The organism is Mycolicibacterium lutetiense, from assembly GCF_017876775.1.
GTDB lineage: Bacteria > Actinomycetota > Actinomycetes > Mycobacteriales > Mycobacteriaceae > Mycobacterium > Mycobacterium lutetiense.
Window position 1 is genome coordinate 1,205,845 of record NZ_JAGIOP010000001.1, and the last position, 18,867, is coordinate 1,224,711.

At 66.3% G+C, this 18,867-nt stretch carries 22 protein-coding genes; 12 read left to right on the forward strand and 10 right to left on the reverse strand.

Annotation, left to right across the window (positions count from 1 at the left end; all coding sequences use genetic code 11):
* The first annotated feature begins 13 nt into the window (after positions 1-13).
* Entirely contained in the window at positions 14-976 is a 963-nt protein-coding gene (holA, locus tag JOF57_RS05805; protein WP_209914633.1) for a DNA polymerase III subunit delta, read from the forward strand.
* Between the two features lie 33 nt (positions 977-1,009).
* Here holA and rpsT read toward each other — a convergent pair whose 3' ends face one another.
* Both rpsT and JOF57_RS05815 read right to left on the reverse strand, forming a co-directional pair.
* Positions 1,010-1,270: a 30S ribosomal protein S20 gene (rpsT, locus tag JOF57_RS05810; protein WP_209914636.1), complete on the reverse strand. Its 261-nt coding sequence runs from the start codon at positions 1,268-1,270 to the stop codon at positions 1,010-1,012.
* Between the two features lie 271 nt (positions 1,271-1,541).
* Entirely contained in the window at positions 1,542-2,426 is an 885-nt protein-coding gene (locus JOF57_RS05815; RefSeq protein WP_209914638.1) for a ribonuclease Z, read from the reverse strand.
* A gap of 104 nt (positions 2,427-2,530) precedes the next feature.
* Here JOF57_RS05815 and JOF57_RS05820 point away from each other — a divergent pair, with 104 nt between their 5' ends.
* Both JOF57_RS05820 and JOF57_RS05825 read left to right on the forward strand, forming a co-directional pair.
* Positions 2,531-2,962 (forward strand): CBS domain-containing protein, encoded by a 432-nt coding sequence (locus tag JOF57_RS05820; protein ID WP_209914641.1) that lies wholly within the window; start codon positions 2,531-2,533, stop codon positions 2,960-2,962.
* Positions 2,963-2,997: 35 nt separating this feature from the next.
* Positions 2,998-3,606: a GNAT family N-acetyltransferase gene (locus JOF57_RS05825; protein WP_209914644.1), complete on the forward strand. Its 609-nt coding sequence runs from the start codon at positions 2,998-3,000 to the stop codon at positions 3,604-3,606.
* A 6-nt stretch (positions 3,607-3,612) separates the two neighbouring features.
* On the opposite strand, the gene JOF57_RS05830 is transcribed toward JOF57_RS05825, so the two are convergent.
* A complete protein-coding gene (locus tag JOF57_RS05830) occupies positions 3,613-4,260 on the reverse strand; it encodes a type II toxin-antitoxin system PemK/MazF family toxin (protein WP_209914646.1) in 648 nt (215 codons plus the stop codon).
* Positions 4,261-4,327: 67 nt separating this feature from the next.
* Here JOF57_RS05830 and lepA point away from each other — a divergent pair, with 67 nt between their 5' ends.
* Entirely contained in the window at positions 4,328-6,202 is a 1,875-nt protein-coding gene (gene lepA, locus JOF57_RS05835; RefSeq protein WP_234937970.1) for a translation elongation factor 4, read from the forward strand.
* A 26-nt stretch (positions 6,203-6,228) separates the two neighbouring features.
* Positions 6,229-6,783: a class I SAM-dependent methyltransferase gene (locus tag JOF57_RS05840; protein ID WP_209914649.1), complete on the forward strand. Its 555-nt coding sequence runs from the start codon at positions 6,229-6,231 to the stop codon at positions 6,781-6,783.
* Here JOF57_RS05840 and JOF57_RS05845 read toward each other — a convergent pair.
* Positions 6,770-7,048 carry an ANTAR domain-containing protein gene (locus JOF57_RS05845; protein ID WP_209914652.1) on the reverse strand — a complete coding sequence of 93 codons (279 nt, stop codon included), beginning with the start codon at positions 7,046-7,048 and terminating at the stop codon, positions 6,770-6,772. The genes JOF57_RS05840 and JOF57_RS05845 overlap by 14 nt on opposite strands.
* Before the next feature lie 94 nt (positions 7,049-7,142).
* On the opposite strand from JOF57_RS05845, the gene JOF57_RS05850 reads away from it, so the two are divergent.
* Entirely contained in the window at positions 7,143-7,844 is a 702-nt protein-coding gene (locus JOF57_RS05850; RefSeq protein ID WP_209914654.1) for a sensor domain-containing protein, read from the forward strand.
* A gap of 4 nt (positions 7,845-7,848) precedes the next feature.
* Here JOF57_RS05850 and JOF57_RS05855 read toward each other — a convergent pair whose 3' ends face one another.
* A complete protein-coding gene (locus JOF57_RS05855) occupies positions 7,849-9,879 on the reverse strand; it encodes a glycoside hydrolase family 15 protein (protein ID WP_209914657.1) in 2,031 nt (676 codons plus the stop codon).
* 115 nt (positions 9,880-9,994) lie between these two features.
* Between JOF57_RS05855 and JOF57_RS05860 the strand changes: the two genes are divergently transcribed.
* The 6 genes from JOF57_RS05860 (at position 9,995) to JOF57_RS05880 (ending at position 14,367) form a co-directional block, all read left to right on the forward strand.
* The gene (locus tag JOF57_RS05860; RefSeq protein ID WP_209914659.1) at positions 9,995-10,198 is read left to right on the forward strand and encodes a hypothetical protein; all 204 of its coding nucleotides are present in this window, start codon (positions 9,995-9,997) and stop codon (positions 10,196-10,198) included.
* Positions 10,199-10,338: 140 nt separating this feature from the next.
* The gene (locus tag JOF57_RS31400; RefSeq protein WP_407666539.1) at positions 10,339-10,431 is read left to right on the forward strand and encodes an Ms4533A family Cys-rich leader peptide; all 93 of its coding nucleotides are present in this window, start codon (positions 10,339-10,341) and stop codon (positions 10,429-10,431) included.
* Between the two features lie 145 nt (positions 10,432-10,576).
* Positions 10,577-11,608, forward strand: coding sequence for a sulfate ABC transporter substrate-binding protein (locus JOF57_RS05865; protein ID WP_209915853.1), 1,032 nt, complete (start codon positions 10,577-10,579; stop codon positions 11,606-11,608).
* The gene (gene cysT, locus JOF57_RS05870; RefSeq protein WP_209914662.1) at positions 11,605-12,483 is read left to right on the forward strand and encodes a sulfate ABC transporter permease subunit CysT; all 879 of its coding nucleotides are present in this window, start codon (positions 11,605-11,607) and stop codon (positions 12,481-12,483) included. Before JOF57_RS05865 ends, cysT begins: the two co-directional genes overlap by 4 nt.
* Positions 12,480-13,301: a sulfate ABC transporter permease subunit CysW gene (gene cysW / locus JOF57_RS05875; protein WP_209914665.1), complete on the forward strand. Its 822-nt coding sequence runs from the start codon at positions 12,480-12,482 to the stop codon at positions 13,299-13,301. The genes cysT and cysW overlap by 4 nt, the downstream gene beginning before the upstream one ends.
* A 22-nt stretch (positions 13,302-13,323) precedes the next feature.
* Positions 13,324-14,367, forward strand: coding sequence for a sulfate/molybdate ABC transporter ATP-binding protein (locus tag JOF57_RS05880; protein WP_209914669.1), 1,044 nt, complete (start codon positions 13,324-13,326; stop codon positions 14,365-14,367).
* A 33-nt stretch (positions 14,368-14,400) separates the two neighbouring features.
* On the opposite strand, the gene JOF57_RS05885 is transcribed toward JOF57_RS05880, so the two are convergent.
* The 5 genes from JOF57_RS05885 to JOF57_RS05905 all read right to left on the reverse strand — a co-directional run bounded on the left by JOF57_RS05885 (position 14,401) and on the right by JOF57_RS05905 (position 18,834).
* On the reverse strand, positions 14,401-14,670 hold the full coding sequence (locus JOF57_RS05885; protein WP_209915855.1) for a metal-sensitive transcriptional regulator: 270 nt from the start codon (positions 14,668-14,670) through the stop codon (positions 14,401-14,403).
* A 68-nt stretch (positions 14,671-14,738) separates the two neighbouring features.
* Positions 14,739-15,602 (reverse strand): sulfite exporter TauE/SafE family protein, encoded by an 864-nt coding sequence (locus JOF57_RS05890; RefSeq protein ID WP_209914672.1) that lies wholly within the window; start codon positions 15,600-15,602, stop codon positions 14,739-14,741.
* Complete coding sequence (locus tag JOF57_RS05895; RefSeq protein WP_209914674.1) at positions 15,599-16,195, reverse strand: rhodanese-like domain-containing protein; 597 nt, start codon at positions 16,193-16,195, stop codon at positions 15,599-15,601. Before JOF57_RS05895 ends, JOF57_RS05890 begins: the two co-directional genes overlap by 4 nt.
* A complete protein-coding gene (locus JOF57_RS05900; protein ID WP_209914676.1) occupies positions 16,195-17,406 on the reverse strand; it encodes an NAD(P)/FAD-dependent oxidoreductase in 1,212 nt (403 codons plus the stop codon). Before JOF57_RS05900 ends, JOF57_RS05895 begins: the two co-directional genes overlap by 1 nt.
* A gap of 48 nt (positions 17,407-17,454) precedes the next feature.
* Complete coding sequence (locus JOF57_RS05905; RefSeq protein ID WP_209914679.1) at positions 17,455-18,834, reverse strand: MBL fold metallo-hydrolase; 1,380 nt, start codon at positions 18,832-18,834, stop codon at positions 17,455-17,457.
* Between the last annotated feature and the right edge of the window lie 33 nt (positions 18,835-18,867).

The following is an 18,867-nucleotide window of genomic DNA, read 5'->3' on the forward strand; positions in this document are numbered from 1 at the left end:
CACGATCATCGGTGTGAGTCAACAGATCGACGGCCTGCACCTGGTTTTGGGCGATGAGGAACTGCTGGTCGAACGAGCTGTCGGCGCGGTGCTGCGGGCTTTACGGGGGCAGGCCGGGTCCGACGACGTTCCGGTGGACCGGATGCGGGCCGGCGAGGTCAGCACCAGCGAGCTCGCCGAGCTGCTGAGCCCGTCGTTGTTCGCCGAGGAACGCATGGTGGTGCTGGAGGCCGCCGCCGAGGCGGGGAAGGACGCCGTGGCCCTGATCTCCTCGGTTGCGGCCGATCTGCCGCCCGGCACCGTCCTGGTCGTCCTTCACTCCGGGGGCGGGCGAGCCAAAGCGCTGGCCGATCAACTGAAAAAGCTTGGTGCACAGGTGCATCCATGTGTGCGTATCACCAAGCCGGCAGAGCGTGCGGATTTCGTGCGCGCCGAGTTCCGCGCGCTGCGGGTGAAGGTTTCCGACGATACGGTCACCGCGGTACTCGACGCGGTCGGGTCGAACATCCGTGAGCTCGCCGCGGTGTGCTCACAGCTGGTGGCCGACACCGCCGGTCAGGTGGACCCTGTGGCGGTGCGCCGCTATCACAGCGGCAAGGCGGAGGTGAAGGGCTTCGACATCGCGGACAAGGCGGTCACCGGAGATGTCGCCGGTGCGGCCGAGGCGTTGCGGTGGGCGATGCTGGCCGGTGAGCCGCACGTGGTGCTGGCCGACGCGCTGGCCGAGGCGGTGCACACGATCGCGCGGGTCGGTCCGCTGTCGGGGGACCCGTACCGGCTGGCCGGCGAACTGGGCATGCCGCCCTGGCGGGTGCAGAAGGCGCAGAAGCAGGCGCGCAGGTGGTCACGCGACTCGGTGGCCGAGGCCATGCGGGTGGTCGCCGCGCTCAATGCAGACGTAAAGGGCGCAGCGGCAGATGCCGACTACGCCCTTGAGACAGCGGTACGCCGGGTGGCGCAACTCGCCACCCGGTGAACCGGGAATAGCTATTCGGGGGAAACCCGGAGATCAGAGCTTGTTCAGCGCCAGAGCGAGGGCCGACTTCTTGTTGGCGGCCTGGTTGGCGTGGATGACGCCCTTGCTGGCGGCCTTGTCGAGCTGGCGGTTGGTCGACACCAGCAACGCGGCGGCCTTGTCCTTCTCGCCCGCCTCGACGGCCTCGCGGAAGCCGCGCACAGCCGTACGCAGCGAAGACCTCACCGACTGGTTACGCAGCCGACGACGCTCGTTGGTGAGGATGCGCTTTTCCTGCGACTTGATGTTGGCCACGTAAAAATTCCTTCGTAGTTCTCTAGCTGGGGTTACCGAAAGTCTGGGTGCGCACACCCGCACTGCGGGCAGCGACTGTTCAGGTTACCAGCGAGGCGTCCGAACTCCCAAAGCGGCGCCGATCGCACCGGGGCTGCCTGCGCTCTGATTCGCCACCTTAATGCCACTGCAATCAGCCTTTGGCCTGCCGAAACGGACGCGCTGGGCCGGGCATTCATCGATCAGGGCATCTATTCGGGTGAGGCCGCGGATCTCGATGTGGTCGTGGGGATCACCCGGCCGGCTTGACCCGGCCCGCATCGCGCGGTCCGGCACACATCCCGGGGTGGACCTGTACGCGGTGCAGATCGTCGCCGAGCTCGATCTGCCGGTCGAATTCGGTGGCCGCCAATGCCCGCCACTGGTCCTCGGTGCCCGGAGCGATGGCCGGTACGTAGTGGGTCAGGATCAGGATGCCCACCCCTGCCCGGGTGGCGGTGGCGGCCGCCTCTTCCACCGAGGAGTGGTAGTCGCAGATGTCGCGGATCCGTTGCATCGGAAGCTGATTCACGAGGTCTTTGCGAATCACGGTGTGTACCAGGGCCCCCGCGCCTGCGGCCAGGACATCGAGGCTCTCGCACGGCACGGTGTCGCCGGCCAGTACGACCGACGCTCCGGCATGTTCGACCCGGAACCCGATGGTCGGGGTCACCGGCCGGTGATCGGTGGGTGCGACCCGGATGTGCACGCCGTCGTGGTCCCACACCGCTCCGTCGGTGTATTCGTGTACCTCCACCGGTGGCGGCCCCGTGAGGTCGGCGTGATGGGCGATGCGGTAGCCGACGTCGAAACCGAACGCCTTCAGCGTCGCCGCCACGACTTCGGCGGTCCCCGGTGGGCCGATGATCGGCAGCGGTGGAGCGTCCGGGGTGAAGGTGCTGACCCAGCGGGTGATGATCACATCGCCCAGGTCGGCGATGTGATCGCTGTGCAGGTGTGTCAGGAGCAGTGCGCTGAGCTGGTTGGCGCCCAATCCGACTGCCGCCAGTCGTTGTAGGACGCCGCGCCCGCAATCGATCAGGAAGGCCTGATCGCCCGCGCGCGCCAACGTGGCCGGTCCGGCCCGCTCCGGATCGGGAATGGGGCTACCGGTGCCGAGCAGTGTGACCTCGATCATGGCCCCATTCCTACCCCGATCCAGACCGAGCGGGCGTGGCTTCTTCCTAACTGACGAACACCGCTTTAGCCTGGTGTGAGGTGGATCACGATCGGAGGCTGCCGATGCGAATCGCGGACGTGCTGAAAAACAAGGGCACGGCGGTGGTGACGATTTCGCCCGAGACCACGGTGACCGAATTGTTGGCCGGGCTGACCGAGCTGAACATCGGTGCCATGGTGGTGATCGGGCCGGGCGGCCTGGCCGGCATCGTCTCGGAGCGTGATGTGGTGCGCAAGCTGCACGAAAGGGGCAGCAGCCTGTTGGCGCAGCCCGTGTCGGAGATCATGACCACGGTGGTGGCGACCTGTACGCCGCGCGACACCGTCGATCACCTGAGTGCGCTGATGACCGAGAACCGGGTGCGCCATATCCCGGTGCTCGACGGCGGCCGGCTGGCCGGCATCGTCAGCATCGGCGACATCGTCAAGACCCGGATGGAAGAACTCGAGGCGGAGCAGGAACAGCTGCAGGCCTACATCACCCAGAGTCGTTGATACACCGGCATTCGTAGTTGTGCGATGGTGGGCGGGTGGCTGCCGTCGATGTCCGTCCGCCGAACAAGACTGACGTGAAGCCGCTCGCCGCGGTGCTGGGCCGAGCCTTCTACGACGACCCGGTGATGTCGTGGATGTTGCCGGACGACCCGCATCGGAGACGGGCGCTGGCCCGGATGTTCGCCACCATGACCCGCCATCATTTCCTGGCCGCGGGAGGCAGTGAGGTGGCGGTGCGGGCAGGCGTCATCGGCGCGGCGGCACTGTGGGATCCGCCCGGGTGCTGGCGGCACACCCCATGGCAGGAGTTGCTGATGATGCCCGGCTTCGCCCGGGCCTTCGGACGCCGGGCCGGTCGGGGTCAGCAGGTCGCCGGGTTGATGAAGAAGCATCATCCCGAGGAGCCGCATTGGTACCTCGCGGTGATCGGGAGCGATCCGATGGTCCGCGGCGGTGGTTTCGGGCACGCCCTGATGCGATCGCGTCTCGATCGCGTCGACGCTGAACATGCGCCGGCCTACCTGGAGTCGAGTAACCCCGACAACGTTCCGTACTACCTGCGTTTCGGGTTCGAGGTCACCGGGGAGATCGTCCTGCCCGACGGCGGTCCCGTCATGACTGCGATGTGGCGCCGGCCGCGCTGAAGCCGGTCAGCCCCAGGAGTACTGAGCACGCAGTCGGATTGCGACCGCTTCGAACCGGCTGCGGTCCAGGATTGCGCCTTCGCGGCGAATGCCTTCCTCCGGCACGTCCAGCACCCGGTCCAGTCGGACCCAGCTCGGCCTGCCCTCGTAGTCCCAGGAGCCGATCCCGATGCCGATCCAGTCCGGATCGTCTTGGTGGTAGTCCTGGCTGGACAGCATCAGCCCCAGCAGGGTGCGCTGATCGCGGCCCACCACCAGGACGGGGCGATCCTTGCCCTGGGTCGGATCGTCCTCATAGACCACCCAGGTCCAGACGATCTCGCCCGGATCGGCCTGCCCGTCCAGATCGGGGGCGTACACGACTTTGCGGGCTCGATGGGCGGTGGGCACGGTGTGCTTCGACACCGGACGTCCCGCGGTGATCGCCTGCGGCGGCGGGGCTGCGGCGGCGGCGAGCACCCCCAGGCCCAGCTTGATGCCCTGCTGAAGGCCTTGCTGGATGCCCTGCTGCACCGTCCGCGGCACGTTGTCGGTGGTCTGAAGCTGGCGGACGAACTTCGGGGCCTCGTTGAACACCAGGTTCCCGGCGCCGTCCCTGACGTCCTTGAGAACCTGTTGGAACGCCTTCCACTGCGACGCCATGGTGTCGAGCATATGCGAGTGGATCCTTGGCGATTGTGTCGCAAGGGTGCTTGCTCGATACCCTGGAGACGCACAGCACCTGCTTGACACCCGCGCTCACCAGGAGATTCCCATCAGCAGCTTCGCCGACAAGACGTTCACTGCGCCGGCGCAGATCAGGAACTTCTGCATCATCGCCCACATCGACCATGGCAAATCGACGTTGGCGGACCGGATGCTGCAGCTCACCGGCGTCGTCGACGACCGGTCGATGCGGGCGCAGTACCTGGACCGGATGGATATCGAGCGTGAGCGCGGGATCACCATCAAGGCGCAGAATGTGCGGTTGCCGTGGGAGTCCAAGGGCGAACAGTTCGTTCTGCACCTGATCGATACCCCCGGCCACGTCGACTTCACCTACGAGGTGTCCCGGGCCCTGGAGGCCTGTGAGGGTGCGGTGCTCCTGGTCGACGCCGCCCAGGGCATCGAGGCGCAGACGTTGGCCAACCTGTACCTGGCGCTCGATCGGGACCTGACGGTCATTCCGGTGCTCAACAAGATCGACCTGCCCGCCGCTGATCCGGAGCGCTACGCCGGGGAACTCGCGCACATCATCGGCTGCGAGCCGTCCGACGTGCTGCGGGTGTCCGGCAAGACCGGCGCCGGCGTGGCCGAGCTGCTCGACGAGGTGGTCCGGCAGGTGCCGGCGCCGACCGGTGATGCCGACGCTCCCGCCCGGGCGATGATCTTCGACTCGGTCTATGACATCTATCGCGGCGTGGTGACCTACGTACGCGTCGTCGACGGCAGGATCACGCCGCGCGAGAAGATCGCGATGATGTCCACCGGCGCCACCCACGAACTGCTCGAGGTGGGCATCGTCTCACCGGACCCGAAGCCCAGCGACGGTCTCGGCGTCGGCGAGGTCGGCTATCTCATCACGGGTGTGAAGGACGTCCGGCAGTCCAAGGTCGGCGACACCGTGACCACGGCGCGCAAGGGCGCCACCGAGGCGCTGACCGGCTACCGGGAACCACGGCCGATGGTCTACTCCGGGCTCTACCCGGTCGACGGCTCGGACTATCCGGTGTTGCGCGAGGCGCTGGACAAGTTGCAGCTGAACGACGCCGCGTTGACCTACGAGCCCGAGACGTCGGTGGCGCTGGGCTTCGGATTCCGCTGCGGCTTCCTCGGCTTGCTGCACATGGAGATCACCCGTGAACGGCTGGAGCGCGAGTTCAACCTGGACCTGATCTCCACCGCCCCCAACGTGGTGTACCGGGTGATCAAGGACGACGGATCCGAGATCGTCGTGACCAACCCGTCGGACTGGCCCGAGGGCAAGGTGCGGGAGGTCTACGAGCCGGTGGTCAAGACCACGGTGATCGCGCCCAGCGAGTTCATCGGCACGATCATGGAGCTGTGCCAGTCGCGGCGCGGTGAACTGGGCGGCATGGACTACCTCTCACCCGAACGTGTCGAGCTGCGCTACACCATGCCGCTGGGCGAGATCATCTTCGACTTCTTCGACTCGCTGAAGTCCCGCACCCGTGGTTACGCCAGCCTTGACTACGAGGAGGCCGGCGAGCAGCAGGCCGACCTGGTCAAGGTCGACATCCTGCTCCAGGGTGAGGCCGTGGACGCGTTCAGCGCCATCGTCCACAAGGATTCTGCGGCGGCCTACGGCAACAAGATGACCACCAAGCTCAAGGAGCTCATCCCTCGTCAGCAGTTCGAGGTTCCGGTCCAGGCTGCGATCGGCGCGAAAATCATTGCCCGCGAGAACATCCGGGCGATCCGGAAGGACGTGCTATCCAAGTGCTACGGCGGTGACATCACCCGTAAGCGCAAGCTGCTGGAGAAGCAGAAAGAGGGCAAGAAGCGCATGAAGACCATTGGTCGCGTGGAGGTTCCTCAGGAGGCGTTCGTCGCGGCCCTGTCCACCGACGCGGCCTCGGACAAGCCCAAGAAGTAGTCGGGACCCGGCATGGGGTGGCCGCGGTGAGCGAGCAAGACCGCATCCGTTGGGACGCGGCGTATTCCGACCACGAGTCGGTTGCCGCGCCGGCTCTGCCGCAGGCCTTCGTCGGCCTCACTGACCGGTTTCCGGTGACCGGTTCTGCCCTCGATGTCGCGTGCGGCACCGGCCGGGGTTCGGTGTGGCTGGCTCAGCGCGGGCTGGCCGTCTGGGGGCTCGACGTGTCCGCCGTGGCGATCACCGAGGCGAGGCAGGCCGCCGCACGCCACGGGGTGGCAGAGCGCTGCCGTTTCGATGTCGCCGATCTCGACGAAGGTCTGCCGGCCGGACTGCCGGTCGACGTGGTGTTGTGCCATCGCTTCCGTGACCCTGGGCTCTACTCGTCCCTGGCCGCCCGGCTACGACCGGGCGGCCTGCTGGCCATCTGTGTGCTCAGTGAGGTCGGCGCGGAGCCGGGCCGATTCCGGGCCGTTCCGGGTGAGCTCGAGGCGGCCTTTGCCGGTCTGGAGACCCTGGGTGCGGCCGAGGGGGACGGCCAGGCCTGGCTGGTGGCCCGGGCACCCGCTACTGCGCGTTGACGGGTACCCGTCGGGCCTGTGCCAGCAGTTCACCCCAGGCGTTGAACGCTTCGGCGTACTCGGCCGAGGTGCCCGAGCTGCCACCGGCGAGGTCGACCAAAGCCTTTGCGATGCTGCCGATTCCGATGCCGGTGCGCTGCATCACCCTTACCAGCTCGGCGAACGCCTGATCCGGCGCGCAACCGCGCAGGGCGACCAGAACACCGATCGCCACGTCGATCTTGATGCGTGAAGTGTCGTCTGCACGGAGGCGGTTGTAGCTCATGGCCTGATGGTGCTCGCTCTGTATCGGCGGATCCAGAGATCCGCGCACGGTGATTGTGTCCGGAGGGGTGGCTTCGGTCGGCGACAATAGCCGTATGTCCTGCCGAACCGTGATGGTTGCTCTGGTCGCCGTGTCACTGCTGACGGCAGGATGCGCACAGATGGTCGACGGCCGTCCCCTGAGGGCGCAGGACTCCGTTCCGGTGGTCGACGAAACCCTCACCGATTCCGGACTCGAGGATCTCCTGGTGTCGCCCGAGGAAGCCGGCGAGATCATCGGTGTGGCGGGACTGGAACCCATGGAATTTCGCGACATCAGCGACACGTTGAACGTCAACAGCAACAGATTGTCTGAGGAGGATTGCCGCGCAGTGGTTTTCGGGGCACAGGAGGCGGTATACGCGGATTCGGGATGGACCGGGGTGCGTGATCAGGTGCTGACTACGCCGAAATCCAGACAGAGCGTGGAACAGACGGTGGTGCTGTATCCGTCGGACGATGAGGCTCGCGGATTCTTCGACTCGGCGAGGCAATCGTGGCAGGCATGTGCCGGACGCACCATCTCCGTCGGTACCGGACGTTTGATGACGCACTGGGATATCGCCGATGTCGTCGCCGAGGAGTCCCTGTTCACCCAGTTCTCGACCGAACAGCAACAGCCCGAGTGGCCGTGCGATCACGCGCTGGCGGTGGCCTCCAACGTCGTCTTCGAAACCTGGGCGTGCGGAGTGGGCATCGGTGGCAACCAGGCAGCCGCCCTCGCACTGCGCATGGCAGACAAGGCGGCCGCTCAGTAGCCGGCTACATCGGCGCGTTGGCGGGCTGGAAGACCCCGGAACTGTCGGACTCCTCCTCGGCGCGGATGACGTGCACCACGGCGTTGATCAGGGCCAGGTGAGTGAACGCCTGCGGGAAGTTGCCCAGGTGGCGGCCGGTGCGCGGCTCGATCTCCTCGGCATACAGGTGTAGCGGGCTGGCGAACGAGAGCAACCGCTCCAGCAGGTGCTTGGCCCGGCTCACCTCACCGATCTCGACGAGTGCCGACACCAGCCAGAACGAGCAGATGGTGAAGGTGCCTTCTTCACCGGACAGGCCGTCGTCGGTCTCATGGACCCGGTATCGCAACACCAGGCCGTCCTCGGTGAGTTCGTCGGCGATGGCCAGCACCGTGGCCCGCACCCGCGGGTCATCGGAGGGCAGGAACCGTGTCAACACCGCCAGCAGCAGCGAAGCGTCCAGCGCGTCGTCGCCGTAGCGCTGGGTCAGCACACCGCGGGAATCGACGCCGCGGGCCAGGATGTCGGCCTTGATCTCCTCGGCGGTAGCGCGCCACTGCTGCGCGTAACTCTTCTCGCCCTGCAGCTCGGCCAGCTTCGATCCACGGTCCAGCGCCACCCAGCACATGATCTTGCTGGACGTGAAGTGCTGCGGTTCGCCGCGCACCTCCCAGATTCCGCGGTCGGGTTCCTTCCAGTGCTTGATGGCTTCCTCGACCTGATTCTTCAGCACCGGCCACAGCGCCTCGGGGATCTGCTCGCGCGACCTCGCGTGCAGGTACACCGAATCGAGCATCGTGCCCCAGATGTCGTGCTGCATCTGGTTGTAGGCGCCGTTGCCGATCCGCACCGGCCGGGCGTTGTCATAGCCGGAGAGGTGGTGCAGTTCTTCTTCGACGAGGCTGCGTTCACCGCCGACGCCGTACATCACCTGCAGCGGGTGGCGTTCGCCGTTGTTCGCACCCGACACGTCGGCGATGAACGAGAAGAAATCGTCGGCTTCCCGGTCGAGCCCGAGGGTGTACAAACCCCACAACGCGAAGGTGGAGTCTCGGATCCACGAGTAGCGGTAGTCCCAGTTGCGTTCGCCCTGAGGGGTTTCCGGCAGTGACGTGGTGGGGGCGGCCAACAGTGCGCCGGTCGGCGAGTAGGTCAGTCCCTTGAGTGTCAGCGCGCTGCGCTGCAGGTACGACCGCCAGGGGTGGTCGGGGAAGTCGCCGATGTTGATCCACTGCCGCCACGACTCACTGGTCGTCCACATCTTGTCCGAGGCCTCTTCGAAGGTCTGCGGTGCGGGATGTTTGGACCAGCTCAGCGCGACGAACACGTTGTCGCCCTCGGTGAGCCGGGTGCGGGCACGTGCCTCGCGACCCTCGATGCCGATCCGCAGGTTCGTGGTGAGCCGCATCGTGGGGTGCGAATCCGGGTTGCGGCTGGCGCGGGCGATGGCCTCGCCGTAGGCCGGGCCGGAGTACTCCCACGATGCGCTGACGCGGTGGTAGTCGAACGCCGGCTCACAGTTCATCACCAGTTCGACGGTGCCGCTGACACAACGCACGGTGCGCAGCAGGATGTGCTCGGCGTCCCAGTCCATCGGGGTGCGCCGGTGCGTGCGTGAACGGGTGTCGAGGTCATGCCACGGACCCATCACCAGCGCGTCGCGCACGATCAGCCAGCCGGTGTGGGTCTGCCAGGTGGTCTCCAGGATCAGGCTGCCCGGCAGGTAGCGCCGCGCCGACGGGACGGTCACACCGTAGGGGCCGAGCCGGAAGTGGCCCGCATTGCGGTCCAGGATTGCGCCGAACACGCTGGGGGAGTCGGGCCGCGGTACGCACAGCCACTCCACCGACCCGGCCGAGGAGATCAGGCAGGTGTTCTCGCAGTCGGACAGGAAGCCGTAGTCGGCGATCGGCGGGAACGGGTTCCGCAGCGACGCGCCCGGCGAGTAGGGCACCGGGGCGGTCGCCGCCAGCGGCGCTTCGGGTGCCTTCGGAGTATCACGAGTCTTGTCGAGTGCCGCGACGACATCCGTGGGCTCGGTGTGTTGCAGAACCATCCGCACATCATCATCTGCGGATACAGGTGCCGTCTACCCGTGACACGCGTGTCGGACGTTACGGGTGCGACGGGATGAACACAGGGCGCCGTCGGCGATCGCCTAGGCTTGCCCCATGGCGGCAATCCTGAACTGGTGGGACGGCGTCGAACTGTGGCTCACCGGGCTGCCGTTCGTCGTGCAGACCGCGGTGGTGATGCCGGTGGTGTTGGCGTTGGCCTATGGCAGCGCGGTGGTGCTCGACGGCACGCTGGGCTGGGGAATCACGGGGTTGCGGCGGTTGCGCCACGCCCCGGCGGACGAAGTGGGAGCCGAATGAACGGTATGCCGCGCTCACGTGTCACTTTGATCTTGGTCTTGCTGGTCGTCCTGGTCATCGTGATGTGGTGGTTCACCCGCTGACTCCAGGCCCCGAATGCTCAACGGGCGCGACGCCGGAATTCTGATATTGTTCCCGCCATGTATTCAGCGTCCGGCAAGCTTGGGAGCCATGTCCTGGCTCTCATTGCCGTGGGTTCATGCGCTGTTGCTGACGTCGCCTGTTGTCGCTGACCCCCACCCGTCTGCGGTGTGGTGTCGGTGGCGGTTCTGTGCCCGGACGCTCCTTCTCTTGCGTCCCTCGCCTTCTTTCACCTTTCCGCATGACCGACCTCGTAATGTCCTCAGTCTGCAAGAAAGGTCATCCGTGCCTGTCAACATGCCCCATTTCCCTAAGTTCTGGCGTACCGCCACCGTCCTGGCCACCACCGGCGTGCTGGCCGTCGGGTGCGCCGGCGGCGCCAGTGATGTCGTCGGCGCCGATCAGGGCGCTGCGAATGCCAACACCACCCTGACGCTCGTCGCCTACGCGGTGCCCGAACCGGGCTGGAGCAAGATCATCCCGGCGTTCGCCGCCAGCGAGGAAGGCAAGGGCGTTGCCGTGCGCACGTCGTACGGCGCCTCGGGCGATCAGTCCCGGGCCGTGGCCGACGGCAAGCCGGCCGACATCGTGAACTTCTCCGTCGAACCCGACGTCGCCCGGTTGGTCAAGGCCGACAAGGTGGCCGACGACTGGAGCGCAGGAAACACGAAGGGAATCCCGTTCGGTTCTGTGGTGTCATTGGTGGTGCGCAAGGGTAACCCCAAGGGCATCAAGGATTGGGATGACCTGCTGCAGCCCGGGCTCGAGGTGGTCACCCCCAGCCCGCTGAGTTCGGGTTCGGCCAAGTGGAACCTGCTGGCCCCATATGCGGCAAAGAGTAACGGTGGCAAGGATTCTGAGGCCGGTCTCGACTTCGTCGACAAGCTGGTGACCGAGCACGTCAAGACGCGCCCGAGTTCGGGCCGCGAAGCCACCGATGTGTTCCTGCAGGGCACCGGCGACGTGCTGATCAGCTACGAGAACGAGGCGATCAATGTCGAGCGGCAGGGCAAGGCCGTCGAGCACGTCAATCCACCGCAGACCTTCAAGATCGAGAACCCGGTGGCGGTCGTCAAAAACAGCGCCCACGCCGACAAGGCCAAGGACCTGCAGAATTTCCTGTTTACCCCCGAAGGCCAGAAGCTGTGGGCAGAGGCCGGATTCCGTCCCGTCGACCCGGCGGTGGCGGCGGACTTCGTCAAGGACTTCCCGACGCCGGCGAAGCTCTGGACGATCGCGGATCTGGGTGGATGGAATGAAATCGACCCGTCGTTGTTCGACAAGGACAACGGTTCGATCACCAACATCTACAAGCAGGCGACTGGATGACGGCAGTTAAACAGACCGATGCAGCCCAGTCCTTTCCGGCTGCGCCCACACCGGGGGATTCCACCGGCGGCGTGCGGCCCGGCCGCTACGGCAGCACCTCGCTGCGCGTCGGCGCGGCCTCGATCTGGCTGAGCGTCATCGTGCTGCTGCCGTTGGCGGCGATCCTGTGGCAGGCGGCGGGCGGCGGGTGGAATGCCTTCTGGTCGGCGGTCACCTCGAACGCGGCGCTGGATTCGTTCCGGGTGACGCTGACCATCTCGGCCGGCGTGACGGTGGTCAACCTGTTCTTCGGCCTGGTGGTGGCGTGGGTGCTGACCCGCGACGACTTCCCGGGGAAGCGGCTGGTCGATTCGGTGATCGACCTTCCCTTTGCCCTGCCGACGATCGTGGCGAGCCTGGTGATGCTGGCGCTGTACGGGCCGGCCAGCCCGGTCGGACTGCACCTGCAGCACACCAAATGGGGTGTCGGCATCGCACTGCTGTTCGTGACGCTGCCGTTCGTGGTGCGCTCGGTGCAGCCGGTGTTGCTCGAACTCGACCAGGAGACCGAGGAGGCGGCCGCCTCGCTGGGTGCCAGCAACCGGGTCATCTTCGTCAAGGTGATCCTGCCGGCGTTGCTGCCCGCCCTGCTCTCCGGGGCCGGCCTGGCGTTCTCGCGGGCCATCGGTGAATTCGGTTCGGTCGTGCTGATCGGCGGTGCGATTCCCGGCGAGACCGAGGTGTCCTCACAGTGGATCCGGACCCTGATCGAGAACGACGACCGCACCGGTGCCGCGGCGATCTCCATTGTGCTGTTGCTGATCTCGTTTGTGGTGTTGTTCGTGTTGCGGGCGGTGGGATCCCGCGCGGCCAAACGTGAGGAGCTTTCGGCATGACGCTCTCGCCACGGGTGCGCTACCTGCTGCGCTTTCTGGCGTTGGCCTATGTGGCGGTACTGGTGGCGGTCCCGGTCGGGCTGATCCTGTGGCGCACCTTCGGGCCCGGTGTCGGCGCGTTCTTCGCCTCGGTGGGCACGCCGGCGGCGATCTCGGCGCTGAACCTGTCGCTGTTGGTGGTGGCGATCGTGGTGCCGCTGAACGTGTTGTTCGGTGTTCCGACCGCTTTGGTGTTGGCGCGCAACCGGTTCCGCGGTAAGAGCGCCCTGCAGGCGGTCATCGATCTGCCGTTCGCGGTATCGCCGGTGGTCGTCGGTGTCGCGCTGATCCTGCTGTGGGGATCGGCGGGACTGTTGGGCTTCGTGGAGAACGATCTCGGATTCAAAATCATCTTCGGGTTCCCGGGCATCGTGCTGGCCAGCATCTTCGTCACGGTGCCGTTCGTGATCCGTGAGGTCGAACCGGTGTTGCACGAGATCGGCACCGACCAGGAGGAAGCCGCGGCGACACTGGGATCGACCTGGTGGCAGACGTTCTGGCGGATCACCCTGCCGTCGATCCGGTGGGGTCTGACCTACGGCATCGTGCTGACCATCGCCCGCACTCTGGGGGAGTTCGGTGCGGTGATCATGGTGGCGTCGAACCTGCCCGGCACGTCTCAGACACTGACCCTGCTGGTGGCCGACCGCTACAACCGCGGCACCGCCGAATCGGTGTACGGGGCGTACGCCATCTCGACTTTGCTCATGGCGGTGGCCGTGATCGTCCTGGTTGTCCAGGTGATCCTCGACCGACGCCGAATCAAGGCCGCGCAGTAGGCCGCAGAAGGAGACAAGAGCTATGACCGACGCGATCGTGGTTCGGGGCGCCAACAAGCATTACGGCGATTTTGCGGCGCTCGACAACATCGACTTCGAGGTGCCGTCGGGTTCGTTGACGGCACTGCTGGGCCCGAGTGGTTCGGGCAAGTCCACCCTGTTGCGCGCCATCGCGGGCCTGGATCAGCCCGACACCGGGACCATCACCATCAACGGGCGGGACGTCACCGGGATACCGCCGCAGCGCCGCGATATCGGATTCGTGTTCCAGCACTATGCGGCGTTCAAGCACCTGACGGTCCGCGACAACGTGGCATTCGGCCTCAAGATCCGTAAGCGTCCCAAGTCCGAGGTCAAGGAGAAGGTCGACAACCTGCTGGAAGTGGTGGGACTGGCCGGTTTTCAGACCCGCTACCCCAACCAGCTCTCCGGCGGTCAGCGCCAGCGGATGGCACTGGCGCGGGCGCTGGCGGTGGACCCGCAGGTGCTGCTGCTCGACGAGCCGTTCGGCGCGCTGGACGCCAAGGTGCGCGACGACCTCCGGACCTGGCTGCGCCGCCTGCACGACGAGGTGCACGTCACCACGGTGCTTGTGACGCACGACCAGGCGGAGGCGCTGGATGTGGCGGACCGGATCGCGGTGCTCAACAAGGGGCGCATCGAACAGGTCGGCTCGCCGACCGAGGTGTATGACGAGCCTGCCAACGCCTTCGTAATGTCGTTCCTCGGCGCGGTGTCCGAGCTCAATGGAATTCTGGTGCGGCCGCATGATATTCGGGTCGGGCGTACGCCCGAGCTGGCCGTTGCCGCCGGTGACGGCACGGCCGAGGCCACCGGGGTGCTGCGGGCCACCATCGACCGGATCGTGATGCTGGGCTTCGAGGTGCGAGTCGAACTGACCGGTGCTGCAACCCATGTGCCGTTCACCGCCCAGATCACCCGCGGTGACGCCGAGGCGCTCGGGTTGCGGGAGGGCGACACGGTCTATGTGCGGGCTACGCGGGTTCCGCAGATCGCCGGGGGCACGCAGAGTCTGGCGAGCAACGAAGCGCTGACCGTCCACTGAGACGGTCAGCGCCGGCGACGCCGGGCCAGAGGATCAGGCCAGGGTCAGGAACAACTTCTCCAAGTCGGCGACGTCCATCGGCGCGGCACCGTCCGCACGCGTGCCGGCCATGCACTCGCGCAGGCTGGTCGCGACAATCTTGAATCCGGCCCGGTCCAGCGCGCGGGAGACGGCGGCGAGCTGGGTGACCACGTCCTTGCAGTCGCGGCCCTGCTCGATCATCGAGATCACGCCGGCCAGCTGGCCCTGGGCGCGACGCAGCCGGTTCAGGATGGCCGCGATGGACTCTTCGTCGCAGACCATGGCCTTCCCGGTGGAAGCCGCTGTGGATGCTGTCTTCTCGATTGAACTCATGCTGTAGTTCCCTTCGGTTATGTAGCGACGGTAGGTGGTCCGAACAGTGCCCGCATCGGACACCAGTGGAATCGTCGGCAGCTGAATCTGCCCAATGCGGCAAGTCCGATCAGCGTGGCGGTGACCAGTCCGGCTATCGGGTGCAGTTCCTCACCAAGGATCACCGCGGCCATGATCAAGACGAACCAGCCGAATCCTTGGCGCAGCGCATCAGGATTCACCCGCGACGTCAGCCGAGCGCCGAGCAGGCTGCCCAGCACCGCGGCGGCGGTGACCATGGCGGCCACCGGCCAGTCGATGACGACGCTGTTCAGGTGACCGGCCAGACCGGCGAAGGAGTTCAGTGCAATCACGACCAGTGAGGTGCCGACCGCGACCGGCATCGGCAGCCCGGCCAGCATGACCAGGGCCGGTACCACCAGGAAGCCGCCTCCGGCGCCGACGGCGCCGGTGGCCAGGCCCACGCCGAGCCCCAGTGCGGCGGTCTTGGCGACCGAGGTCCGGCCCGCCGGCTCGGATGTGGCGGCGTTGCGGCCCTTGATCATTGCCAGCGCAGTGGCGATCATCATGACCGCCAGCCCGATCAGTAGGACCGATCCCGGGACGAAGCGCCCGACGGCGCCGCCCGCATAGGCCCCTGCAATCCCGGCCCCCCCGAACAGCAGGGCACTGCGCCACCGGACCCGGCCCGCTCGTGCATGTGAAATGGCGCTGACCGTGCTGGTGACCCCGACCACGACAAGCGACGTGGCGATCGCCTGCTTGGCCTCCATACCGGCGACGTAGGCCAGCAGTGGAACGGTCAGGATCGAGCCGCCCCCTCCGAGGAGTCCGAGGGACACCCCGACCAGGACGGCCAGCACGACAGCGACGGCGATCATGCCAACATGCCGGAAGGTGTTTGCTTGGAACCGATCAGCTGCTCGACGACGCTCTGGGCATCGCACGACGCACCCCGGTTGTAGGGCAGCTTCGCCAGCATCATGCCCATGGCGCAGGTGTTGGTCAGCGCTGCGGTGGACAACCCCGCACCGATTGCCGCGGCAACCCACTTCAGCTTGGGTGCCGCGATGCTGCCCAGGACGCTGCTCAGCACGATCGACCCCGCAACCAGGCGGACCTGGCGTTCCAGGTCCCACCGCTGCGCACCGCGACGCACCCCGAATCCCTTGTCCTGCCAGGCGGTCATGCCGCCGTCGAGGATCGCGACATTCGGTAGACCGGCGTCGCGCAGGGTCTGGCCGGCGGTGCCCGCCCGCTGCCCGGAGCGACAGATCAGCACGACGTTCTCGTCGAGGTGCTGGGCGATCTCGTCCCGGTGTTCCTGCAGCAGATCCAATGGCACGTTGTAAGCGCCTGCGATATGGGCGGTTTCGAATTCGCCGGGTGTGCGGACGTCGATGAGCCGCGGGCCGTTACCGGTCTGCTTGAGTTCGTTCAGTTCGGCGGCGTCGATGGTCGACGTGGTGGACATCAGGCGAGACCTTTCAACATCAGGTTCCAGTACATGGAGGGCAGCCCGTACTTCTTCAGCAACCAGTACGGCCGGTGCGGCTTGACCGGATCGAGCAGGGGGAAGGACGGTTTGAGCGCGAAGTCGTAGTCGAACTCGGCCAGCAGCATCTCGCGCGAAGAGGTGACGATGGGGCAGGAGGCGTAGCCGTCGTAGGCCCCGGGCAAGGGGCGACCGCTGAGCACCGCACCGATGTTCTCCACGACGGCGGGGGCCTGCTTACGAATGGCTGCACCGGTTTTCGAGTTCGGCGACGAACCCGCGTCGCCGAGGGCAAAAACGTTCGAGTAGCGCACGTGCTGCATCGTGTGTTTGTCGATGTCCACGTAGCCGTTGGCGTCCCCGCCGACATGGCTCGTGGACAGCGGGCTGTTCTTGATCCAGTCCGGTGCCGACTGGTGCGGGACCGCATGTAGGACGTCGTAGGGCAGGGTGGTCTCGATGCCATCGGCGAGGTTCGTCATCGTCGCCTTGCGTGAAGCCGAATCGATGGACCGCACTTCACTTCCGGTGTGCAGTGTGATGCCGTAGTCGGCGATGACCTTGTCCAGGTTGTCGGCAATCGCGGGGATGCCGAAGATCCGCGGGGTCGGGACGACCAGGTGCACGTCGATGTCGTCGAGTACGCCTTCGCGTCGCCAGTGGTCGCAGGCCAGGTAGGCGATCTTCTGGGGTGCGCCGGCGCACTTGATCGGTCCCGAAGGCATGGTGAACACCGCGGTGCCGGATCGGGTGTTGCGGATGAATTCCCATGTGCGCGGGGCGAGGTCGAAGCGGTAGTTCGACGACACGCCGTCTTTGCCGAGGGTGTCGGTCAGGCCTTCGGTGCGTTCCCAGTCGAGCTGGATGCCTGGGGCCACGACCAGCACGTCATAGCCGTATGTCGTCCCATCAGCACATGTGACGGTGTTGCCGTCCGGGTCGACGGAGGTCACCGCGCTCTTGATCCAGGTGGCGCCGCGCGGCATCACGGACGCTTCGGCACGCTCGGTTTCGGCGGCTGTGGCCTGCCCGCCACCCACGAGGGTCCACAACGGCTGGTAGTAGTGCTTGTCGGACGGCTCGATGATCGCCACGTCGGTGTAGTGCTTGCGCAGCAACCGGGCCGCCACGGTGATCCCGGCCGTGCCGCCGCCGATGATCAGGACCTCATGCTTGGTTGGGGTGGACATACTGCTGGTGTGCTCCTGTTTCTTGAGAAGGTGTGGGTGGTGCCGGTTTCAGGCGACCTGGTGCATCTCGGACCAGGCGCCGTAGCCACCCAGGATGTCACTGACGTCGCTGAAGCCATGTGACCGCAGCAGGCTCGCGGCCACCGAGGACCGGTAGCCCCCAGCGCAGTACACCACGGTCGGGCGCTCTGGTTCGAGCTCGCCGATCCGTTCGGGCAGCTGGCCCACGGGAATGCCGATGGCACCTGGGATCATGCCCGCCTCGGTCTCACCGGGATTGCGGACGTCCACGATCTGCAGGCCGGCGACTTCGGCAGCGCGTTCGTCGAATGCCTGCGCGGTCAACCGCGAGGCCACCTCCACGTCGTCGCGGTGGGTGAACATCGTCTGCTCGGGTCCGTCCAGGTAACCGCTCACCCGATCGAATCCGATGCGGGCCAACCGGTTCTTGCCTTCCAGCTCCTGCCCCGAATCCGTGATCAGGATGATGTCGGTATCCGGTTTGACCACCGAACCGGCGAATTCCGCGTAGCGGCCGGCCAGCCCGATGTTGATTGCGCCGCGCAGGTGCCCGAGCGCGAACTCCTCGGGGTCGCGGCCGTCGATCAAGACCGCTCCGCCGGCCTCCGCCTCGCGTACCTGCTCATAGTCCATCGCCGGTGGGGGCGTGGTCTCATCGAGCAGTTCGCGATCCTTGCGGTTCAAGATCGCGTCGTACACGAAGTAGCCGGGGGCGGGCGGTTGTCCGGCGGTGACCAGCTCGATGAAGGTCTGCTTGTCCGGTGCACGCAGGGCGTAGTTGGTCTGCTTCTGCTCACCCATGGTGGACGACAGTTCGGTGGACAGGTTCTTGCCACAGGCCGAACCCGCGCCGTGGGCCGGGAAGACCCGGGTGGCATCGGGCAGCGGTATCAGTTTCTCGTGCAGCGAGTGGTACAGCTTGTCGGCCAGTTCGTCCCGGGTGAAGCCGATCGAGGCCAGCAGGTCGGGGCGACCGACATCGCCGATGAACAAGGTGTCACCGGTGAGCACGCCGTAGGGCTCGGTGTCGTCGGCGTGTTCGTAGACGACGATGCTCATCGATTCGGGGGTGTGTCCGGGGGTGTGGCGGAATTCCAGGGTCACGTCACCCAGTGAGTACCGCTGGCTGTCCTCGACGCCCATGAAATCGAACTCGGGTGCGGCGACCGACGAGTACACGATGGTCGCGCCGGTCGCGTCGGCCAGCTCGAGGTGGCCGGAGAGGAAGTCGGCGTGGAAGTGGGTCTCGATGACCAGCTCGATGTGCAGCCCCAACTTTTCGGCGTCGGCCACGTATTCGGAGACGTCGCGCTGTGGGTCGACGACGACGGCGCGTCCGGTCGATTCGTCGCCGATCAGGTAGGACGCGTGGGACAGACAGTCCAGGTAGTACTGGATGAACTTCATTGTTCGACTCCTCGGTGGGCGGGCCGTATACCT

Excerpts from the sequence above, each read along its gene's own strand:
- JOF57_RS05815 (WP_209914638.1), bottom strand. The coding sequence starts at position 2,426 with ATGATCGAGGTCACACTGCTCGGCACCGGTAGCCCCATTCCCGATCCG.
- JOF57_RS05820 (WP_209914641.1), top strand. The coding sequence starts at position 2,531 with ATGCGAATCGCGGACGTGCTGAAAAACAAGGGCACGGCGGTGGTGACG.
- JOF57_RS05830 (WP_209914646.1), bottom strand. The coding sequence starts at position 4,260 with ATGCTCGACACCATGGCGTCGCAGTGGAAGGCGTTCCAACAGGTTCTC.
- JOF57_RS05845 (WP_209914652.1), bottom strand. The coding sequence starts at position 7,048 with ATGAGCTACAACCGCCTCCGTGCAGACGACACTTCACGCATCAAGATC.
- JOF57_RS05850 (WP_209914654.1), top strand. The coding sequence starts at position 7,143 with ATGTCCTGCCGAACCGTGATGGTTGCTCTGGTCGCCGTGTCACTGCTG.
- JOF57_RS05855 (WP_209914657.1), bottom strand. The coding sequence starts at position 9,879 with ATGGTTCTGCAACACACCGAGCCCACGGATGTCGTCGCGGCACTCGAC.
- JOF57_RS05860 (WP_209914659.1), top strand. The coding sequence starts at position 9,995 with ATGGCGGCAATCCTGAACTGGTGGGACGGCGTCGAACTGTGGCTCACC.
- JOF57_RS31400 (WP_407666539.1), top strand. The coding sequence starts at position 10,339 with ATGTATTCAGCGTCCGGCAAGCTTGGGAGCCATGTCCTGGCTCTCATT.
- JOF57_RS05865 (WP_209915853.1), top strand. The coding sequence starts at position 10,577 with ATGCCCCATTTCCCTAAGTTCTGGCGTACCGCCACCGTCCTGGCCACC.
- cysT (WP_209914662.1), top strand. The coding sequence starts at position 11,605 with ATGACGGCAGTTAAACAGACCGATGCAGCCCAGTCCTTTCCGGCTGCG.
- cysW (WP_209914665.1), top strand. The coding sequence starts at position 12,480 with ATGACGCTCTCGCCACGGGTGCGCTACCTGCTGCGCTTTCTGGCGTTG.
- JOF57_RS05880 (WP_209914669.1), top strand. The coding sequence starts at position 13,324 with ATGACCGACGCGATCGTGGTTCGGGGCGCCAACAAGCATTACGGCGAT.
- JOF57_RS05885 (WP_209915855.1), bottom strand. The coding sequence starts at position 14,670 with ATGGTCTGCGACGAAGAGTCCATCGCGGCCATCCTGAACCGGCTGCGT.
- JOF57_RS05890 (WP_209914672.1), bottom strand. The coding sequence starts at position 15,602 with ATGATCGCCGTCGCTGTCGTGCTGGCCGTCCTGGTCGGGGTGTCCCTC.
- JOF57_RS05895 (WP_209914674.1), bottom strand. The coding sequence starts at position 16,195 with ATGTCCACCACGTCGACCATCGACGCCGCCGAACTGAACGAACTCAAG.
- JOF57_RS05900 (WP_209914676.1), bottom strand. The coding sequence starts at position 17,406 with ATGTCCACCCCAACCAAGCATGAGGTCCTGATCATCGGCGGCGGCACG.
- JOF57_RS05905 (WP_209914679.1), bottom strand. The coding sequence starts at position 18,834 with ATGAAGTTCATCCAGTACTACCTGGACTGTCTGTCCCACGCGTCCTAC.